The 6,769-nt window shown below is 70.7% G+C and carries 7 protein-coding genes; 4 read left to right on the forward strand and 3 right to left on the reverse strand.

The window, feature by feature from the left end; translation table 11 throughout:
• Complete coding sequence (locus tag V8688_RS19595; RefSeq protein WP_218719795.1) at positions 1-843, forward strand: acyl-ACP desaturase; 843 nt, start codon at positions 1-3, stop codon at positions 841-843.
• A 182-nt stretch (positions 844-1,025) separates the two neighbouring features.
• Here the strand turns inward: V8688_RS19595 and V8688_RS19600 are convergent, their stop codons facing one another.
• A complete protein-coding gene (locus V8688_RS19600) occupies positions 1,026-1,487 on the reverse strand; it encodes a PaaI family thioesterase (RefSeq protein ID WP_218719796.1) in 462 nt (153 codons plus the stop codon).
• A 153-nt stretch (positions 1,488-1,640) separates the two neighbouring features.
• On the opposite strand from V8688_RS19600, the gene V8688_RS19605 reads away from it, so the two are divergent.
• Positions 1,641-2,867 carry a cytochrome P450 gene (locus V8688_RS19605; protein ID WP_342801421.1) on the forward strand — a complete coding sequence of 409 codons (1,227 nt, stop codon included), beginning with the start codon at positions 1,641-1,643 and terminating at the stop codon, positions 2,865-2,867.
• A 127-nt stretch (positions 2,868-2,994) separates the two neighbouring features.
• On the opposite strand, the gene V8688_RS19610 is transcribed toward V8688_RS19605, so the two are convergent.
• Complete coding sequence (locus V8688_RS19610; RefSeq protein WP_218719798.1) at positions 2,995-3,912, reverse strand: DUF2797 domain-containing protein; 918 nt, start codon at positions 3,910-3,912, stop codon at positions 2,995-2,997.
• Between the two features lie 296 nt (positions 3,913-4,208).
• Positions 4,209-5,144 (reverse strand): PDR/VanB family oxidoreductase, encoded by a 936-nt coding sequence (locus tag V8688_RS19615; protein ID WP_308248568.1) that lies wholly within the window; start codon positions 5,142-5,144, stop codon positions 4,209-4,211.
• Between the two features lie 146 nt (positions 5,145-5,290).
• Here V8688_RS19615 and V8688_RS19620 point away from each other — a divergent pair, with 146 nt between their 5' ends.
• Positions 5,291-6,451 carry an acyl-CoA dehydrogenase family protein gene (locus V8688_RS19620; RefSeq protein WP_218719799.1) on the forward strand — a complete coding sequence of 387 codons (1,161 nt, stop codon included), beginning with the start codon at positions 5,291-5,293 and terminating at the stop codon, positions 6,449-6,451.
• 11 nt (positions 6,452-6,462) lie between these two features.
• A partial coding sequence (locus V8688_RS19625) for a DUF4442 domain-containing protein (RefSeq protein ID WP_342801422.1) occupies positions 6,463-6,769 on the forward strand: 307 nt, incomplete at its 3' end.

Below are 6,769 nucleotides of genomic sequence, written 5' to 3' on the forward strand. Positions count from 1 at the left end.
ATGATCACCACACCGGGGCTGTTGCCCGTGCGGGACCTGGTCGCCGCGGTCGACGGCTTTCTGGCCGCGTCCCCGGCGACCCGTGCCTGGGATGTGGAGACCGCCGTCGACTGGGCCGCCGCCGACGCGGGCAGGCTCACCGAGGGTCAGCGCTCCGCGGTCCAGTTCGTCACCCTGATCGAAGACCACCTGCCCGGCTACTTCGACGTCTACCACCGGCATTTCCCCGTCGACGACAGCGTGGATCTGCCGACCTTCGAGCACAATCGGGAGCTCTACCACTTCACGGTGCGCTGGGCCCTCGAGGAGGACACCCATGCCAGGGCGCTGACCCGCTACCAGGAGGCGGCCGGCATCGCCGACCGCGACACCCTGCGGTCGGAACTGGCGATCGAGGGCCACAAGCCGTTCGACCTGCCCTACGAGCACCCCGTTCAGTTCTTCGCCTACGCCTTGGTGCAGGAGAAGGCGACGCAGATGTACTACCAGCAGTTGCGCGACGTGGTCGCCGACCCGGTCCTGGCCGCGGTGCTCACCCGGTTGTCGCGCGACGAGGCGCGGCATTTCAGCTTCATGGCCGAGGTGGTGACCCGGTATCTGCGCCACGACGGTGACGCGGTGGTCGAGCCGATCCGCGATGTCGTCGCCAACTTCCGGATGCCGCTGTCGGACACGCTGCGCGGCTATTGGCGGTGGGCGCTGCGGATCGCCGATGTCGCCGACTACGACCACACCGCCGCCTACGAACATCTGGTGAAGGTGATCGACCGCGCGGTCGATGCCCGCACCGAGCCGGTCGACGAGTTGATCGCCTTCGTCGAGGGTTGCCGCACCCTGGCCTGAACCGGCCCTGGCCCGGACCGAAGAGAACCGGCCTTGCGCGCGATGATCCGCGCAAGGCCGGTTCTCTTCGCCGATCGGCCCTGAGCCGTCAGTTGCCCTGCGCCAGCACGAGAATCGTGGTGGTGCCGTGCGCGATCAGCTTGCCCGCCGCGTCGGTGATGCGACCTTCNGGCCCTGAGCCGTCAGTTGCCCTGCGCCAGCACGAGAATCGTGGTGGTGCCGTGCGCGATCAGCTTGCCCGCCGCGTCGGTGATGCGACCTTCGGCGGTCGCGGTCCGCCTGCCGACGTGCACGGCGGTGGCCTCGCAGGTGAGCCTGCTGCCGTCCAGGGTCACCGCGCGGATGAAGTTCACCTTCAGTTCGAGCGTGGTGTAGGCGACGCCGTCGCCGAGTTCGGTGAACACCGCGCTGCCCATGGCGGTGTCCATGAGCGTGGCCAGCACGCCGCCGTGCACCGTGAACATCGCGTTGATGGTCGCCGGATTCGGGTCGAGGTAGTAGCGGGTACGGCCCTTGGACGCGCTTTCCAGCCGAATTCCCAGCGAATCGCCGACGCCCAGCTTCTCCTGCAGCCCGCGCTCGAAGACCGCGGTCAATTCGGCGACCCGCCGGTCGGCGGTCGCGTCGATTTCGGTGGTGGTCATGGTTTTCCTCCCTGCGGACGATTCCTCCGCCATTCGATCAGCGCTCGGTGAATTCCGTCTTGCCACAGGACATTCCATTTCCAGCTCCGATCGGCTGATCGGGATCACCCGAGGCCGGTGAGTCGTCGACCCGGCGCGGGTACCGTCGGGCAGATGGCCGACACCACCGCTGCTGCCCGCGTCGAGTCCATCGAGGCCGACTTCTTCGACGATCCGCACGCGCACTACCGGCGCTGGCGCGCAGGTGGCCCGGTCCATCGGGTCCGCTTCCCCGACGACGTCGTGCGCTGGGTGGTCATCGGCTACGCCGAAGCACGGATGGCACTGGCCGATCCACGGCTGCGCAAGGACATCGTCCGGATCGACGAGATCGTGCACGACAAGCGCGGGTCGACCCCGAGCGATCCGAACGTCGTCGCGCTGCTGAGCCACATGCTCAGCACCGATCCGCCCGCGCACACGCGGCTGCGCAAACTGGTCAACAAGGCCTTCACCGCCAAGCGGGTCGCGGCGTTGCGCCCGCGGATCGAGCAGATCACCGAGTCGCTGCTGGACGCGATGGCCGAGCGCGAACAGGTCGACCTGATGGACGAATTCGCCAATCCGCTACCGGTGACGGTGATCTGCGAACTGCTCGGCGTGCCCTACGCCGATCGCGACGACTTCCAGACCTGGACCAGGGCCCTGGTCACCGTCGTCGGCGAAGGCGAGGACGACGAACGCCCCGCGGCCTCGGCCGCGATGGTCGCCTATCTGGTGAACCTGGTGCGCGCCAAGCAGTCCGAGCCCGCCGACGACCTGCTCTCCCAGCTGGTCCTGGCCGACGACGACGGCGACCGCCTCACCGATCGCGAGCTGGTGTCGATGGCGTTCCTGCTGCTGGTCGCCGGGCACGAGACCACCGTCAATCTCATCGGCAACGGCGTCAACGCGCTGCTGCGCCGCCCCGCGCAGTGGCGGGCCCTGGGCGCCGACCCCGCCGGCATCCCCGCCGCGATCGAGGAGTTCCTGCGCTTCGACGGCCCGGTCGACATGGCCACCGTCCGCTACACCGCCGAACCGGTCACCCTGGGCGATACCGAGATTCCCGCGGGCGAACTCGTCTACGTCGCGCTGGCCGCCGCCAACCGCGACCCGGCCCGTTTCACCGACCCCGACGCGCTCACCACCGACGGCCACCCCTCCGGCCATCTGGCCTTCGGCCACGGCATCCACTTCTGCGTCGGTGCTCCCCTGGCCCGCCTGGAGGCCGAGGTCGCCTTCACCGCCCTGCTCCGCCGCTTCCCCGACCTGCGCCTGGCCGAGGCCGCCGGCACCGGCCACTGGCAGACCAGCACCCTCATCCGCGGCCTGCTCGAACTGCCGGTGCACGTGCGCTGAGACCCCGGTTACCAGCCCGGCGTACCGTCGGGAGTCGATCGGATCGTCGAGCTGCTCGCCTGCCCGGCGCCGCCGCCTCGGCGTCCGCCGACCCCGCCCAGGGTTGCGCCACCTGATCCGGACCAGGTCAGAACAGGCTGGTCTGGGCAGGCGCGGTCACCGCGGTGATCGTGGCGTCGAGTTCGATGCGGCGGCCGATGAGCCGGGAGTCGTTGACGAGCACGAGTTCACCGGACCCGGTGTCGTCGGCGCAAGCGATGGTGTGGCCGTGGGCGGTGACGGCGTCGAGGACGTATTCGCCGGCGTCCTCGGTGAATTCGATGGCCTCCGGGTAGCGCCCACGCTCGAGGATGGTGGCGTAGAAGTCCCGCCCGCCGGACCACGCGGTGTCGGTGCGGGCGATGTCGTCGGGCAGGGTGCTCGCCGCGTGGTCGGCCGCGTCGGCGACGGCGGCCTCCAGCGCCGACCACGGCCGCAGCGGCTTGGTCAGGATGCGGGTCTTGGTGACACCGGCGACCGCCTGCCGCAGCCCCGCCCGTTCCGAGACGACCCGCTCGAGCTCACGCACATGCAGCCCGTCCGGCGAATCGGTGATGAAGCGGGCCACCAGCGCACCCTGCTCGAAGAGCCGCCGCTGCCGCCGTACCGCCGACGCGGTCCCGACCTTGGTCATTCCGTCGCCGAAGTAGGCGATGTAGAGGTGATGGGGCTGCGCGACATACCCGCGCACCTGCTCGGGCAAGGCCGTGAGCGGACCACGATGGCTGTGCACCACCGACCACCCCTCGGTGACCCGGCATTGCGCGCACTGCTTTCCGCTGTCGACCCGGGCCCGGCTCGGGCACGCTTGACGCCCCCTGCGCCCGGCGCCGAACCCGTGGTACCCGAGACAGAACCGCCCGGCCCCGGCGAGCCGGAACGCCAACCGCGTCCCGATTCCCGGCAGCAGCTCGGTACTGCCGTCCTCGCGGATCACCTCGTAGAACCACCGGCCCTGCTCATCCCAGTGGGTCCCGCAATACAGGGCGGTGGAGGTCGCGGTCATCGGTCGAATCTACTGAACGCGCCCGGTGTTCGGTCGACGGGAGGACAGATCGCCCAGCAGGCGGGGATCGGCGAGGTTCGGTGCGATCGCACAGCCTCGGCGCGCGCTGTCGGCCCCGCACCACGTCGAATTCGATCCGGCAGACCGGGTCGACCCACCGGACGCGGTGACCGGCGACTGTTGCGCCGTAGCTGTCAGTGGTCGGCCCGTGCCTTGCCTGTGCCCGTGCGGACAGCGACCGGACTCGCTCGTTCGGGATCGATCCCCACGCACGAGGCCCACCCGGGCTCCCGAGCTCACAGGTCGAGGACAAGGACCTCCGAGCGGGCGCGGGAGACGCACAGCATCATCGTCTTGCCGCTGTCGCGCTCCTCGGCGGTGAGCAGGGAATCACGGTGGTCCACCTCGCCGTCGAGCACGGGGGTCTCGCAGCTGCCGCAGGTGCCTTCGCGGCAGGAGGTGATGACCGCGACGCCCGCCGATTCCAGGACGTCGACGATGGAGCGGTCGGCGGCGACCCGCAGCGTCCGCCCGGTCTGGGCCAGCTGGATCTCGAAGGCCTGGTCGGCGCCGGCCGGCTCGAGCTGTCGCGGGACGAAGCGTTCCGTGCGTACTGTGACGCGCTGCCGCTGTCCCTCCGCCTCGACCGCGGCCAGCAGCGGTTCCGGGCCACAGCAGTACACGGTCGCGCCGGGCCGCTCGGCCACGATCTCGGCCACCGGCAGCAGGCCGGACTCGTCCTGGGGCACCAGCCGCACCGCCGGATAGCGCGCGGTGAGCGCCTCGGCGAAGGCCATGTGGGTGCGTGAGCGCGCGCCGTAGTGCAGCGTCCAGCGCGCGCCTGCCCGCTGCGCGGCGGCGATCATCGGCAGGATCGGGGTGATCCCGATACCGCCAGCGACGAACGTGTACTCCGGGGCCTCGGACAGCTCGAAGTTGTTGCGCGGCAGAGAGACCGACAAAGTGGTGCCGGGCAGCGCGGTCCGGAACAGGTGCGCGGACCCGCCGCGGCCGTTCGGCTCGTGCAGAATCGCGATCCGCCACCGGTCGCGCTGCGCGGGGTCGCCGCACAGCGAGTACTGGCGCAGGCCGGCCGCGCCCGCCGCCACGTCGATATGCGCGCCCGGCGTCCAGGCGGGCAGTTCCCCACCGTCGGCCGCGGCGAGCACCAGGGCAAATACCGCGTCGGCTTCGTCGGTGCGCTCGATCACCCGCACGCTCACGTCGGTCATGGCCATCCCCTCGCCCGCATGGTTGTCGAGTTTCACCGTGCTCGACGTCCGGCGTGTCCGCCCCGTGGGCGCGGCGAGACGATTGGCGCGATCGACATTCACTATCGTCCCGCCGCCCGGTGCGCACCCCGCCCGACACTGACGGCATGACTCCAGTGGCGGAACTGGTCGCCAAGACCAGGCAGTTCGTGCAAGACCACGTCATCCCGGTGGAACGCGAGGTCGTGGTCGGTGGCCGGGTCACCGACGACGCCCTGCGCCTCGACCTGCAGAAGAAGGCCAAGGAGGCCGGTGTCTTCGGCCCGCTCTCGGATCCCGCCTACGGCGGCCTCGGCCTCGACACCAGGGCGCAGGCCGAGGTGCTAGAAGCCGCGGGCGCCAGTCTGCTCGGCCCGCTCGCGGTCAACGCCTGGGCGCCCGACGACGGCAACATCCACCTGTTGGCCGAGGTCGCGAATCCCGAACAACGTGAACGGTATCTGGCCCCGCTGGCCTCCGGCGAGGTCCGCTCGGCGATCGCCATGACCGAACCGGCGCCCGGCGCGGGATCGGACCCGCGGATGCTGGCCACCGTCGCCGAGGAGACCGACACCGGCTGGGTTATCAACGGCCGCAAGCACTTCACCACCGGCGCGCAGGGCGCGGCGTTCACCATCTGCGTCGCCTCCACCACCGACGGCCCGACCATGTTCCTGGTAGACCAGGACAACCCCGGCCTGAAGGTCGGCCGCCGGATGCCGACACTGGACCACACCAGCGCGCCCGGCGGGCACTGCGAGGTCGAGTTCGCCGACTGCGAGGTCCCCGAGTCCGCGATCCTGGGCGCGGTGGGCCGCGGCCTGGATCTGGCGGCGGTCCGGCTCGCGCCCTCACGCCTGGTGTTCTGCATGAACTGGCTCGGCCTGGCCGTGCGCGCCCAGCAGCTCACCGCCGAGCACATCAACGGCCGTCACGCGTTCGGGGTACCGATCGCCGAACACGGTCTGGCCCAGGGCCTGATCGCCGACAACGAGATCGATATCGCGGCGTCGCGCAGCCTGATCCGATCCACCGCCGCCACCATCGACGAGCACGGCGCCGCCTCCTCCCAGGCGCGCCACGAGGCCTCGATCACCAAGACCTTCGTCTCCGAGGCGGTCTGGCGGGTGCTCGACCGCGCGGTGCAGCTGCACGGCGGCCTCGGCGTCTGTGAGGACCACCTGGTGGCCCGATTCCTGGTGGAAGCCAGGGCTTTCCGCATCTACGAGGGTCCGTCGGAGGTGCTGCGCGGGTCGATCGCGCGGCGCGTCCTGCGCGGATCGCGCTGAGAGGACATCCCATGACCACCCGCAGCATCGCCGGATTCGGCGCCGCCTACCCCGCCCTCGACGCCGAGGCCGTCGACTACGCCTACCTGCGCGACGCCTCGCAGGCCCTGGTGCCCTTCGGCGCGCACGTCGGCACCCGGATCACCGAGATCTCCCCCGCCCGTTCGGTCGTCGAGATCCCGGCCGAACCGGTGATGTGCAACCACATGGGCACCGTGCACGCGGGCGCGCTGTTCACCGCCGCCGACATCGCCGGCGCCGCGGCGTTCGTGGGCGCGGCGGCGCACCGGCTGTTCACGGTCGACCGGCTGGTCCTGC

This window comes from Nocardia sp. No.11 (genome assembly GCF_038752175.1).
Lineage (GTDB): Bacteria > Actinomycetota > Actinomycetes > Mycobacteriales > Mycobacteriaceae > Nocardia > Nocardia canadensis.

Excerpts from the sequence above, each read along its gene's own strand:
- V8688_RS19605 (WP_342801421.1), top strand. The coding sequence starts at position 1,641 with ATGGCCGACACCACCGCTGCTGCCCGCGTCGAGTCCATCGAGGCCGAC.
- V8688_RS19615 (WP_308248568.1), bottom strand. The coding sequence starts at position 5,144 with ATGACCGACGTGAGCGTGCGGGTGATCGAGCGCACCGACGAAGCCGAC.
- V8688_RS19600 (WP_218719796.1), bottom strand. The coding sequence starts at position 1,487 with ATGACCACCACCGAAATCGACGCGACCGCCGACCGGCGGGTCGCCGAA.
- V8688_RS19595 (WP_218719795.1), top strand. The coding sequence starts at position 1 with ATGATCACCACACCGGGGCTGTTGCCCGTGCGGGACCTGGTCGCCGCG.
- V8688_RS19610 (WP_218719798.1), bottom strand. The coding sequence starts at position 3,912 with ATGACCGCGACCTCCACCGCCCTGTATTGCGGGACCCACTGGGATGAG.
- V8688_RS19620 (WP_218719799.1), top strand. The coding sequence starts at position 5,291 with ATGACTCCAGTGGCGGAACTGGTCGCCAAGACCAGGCAGTTCGTGCAA.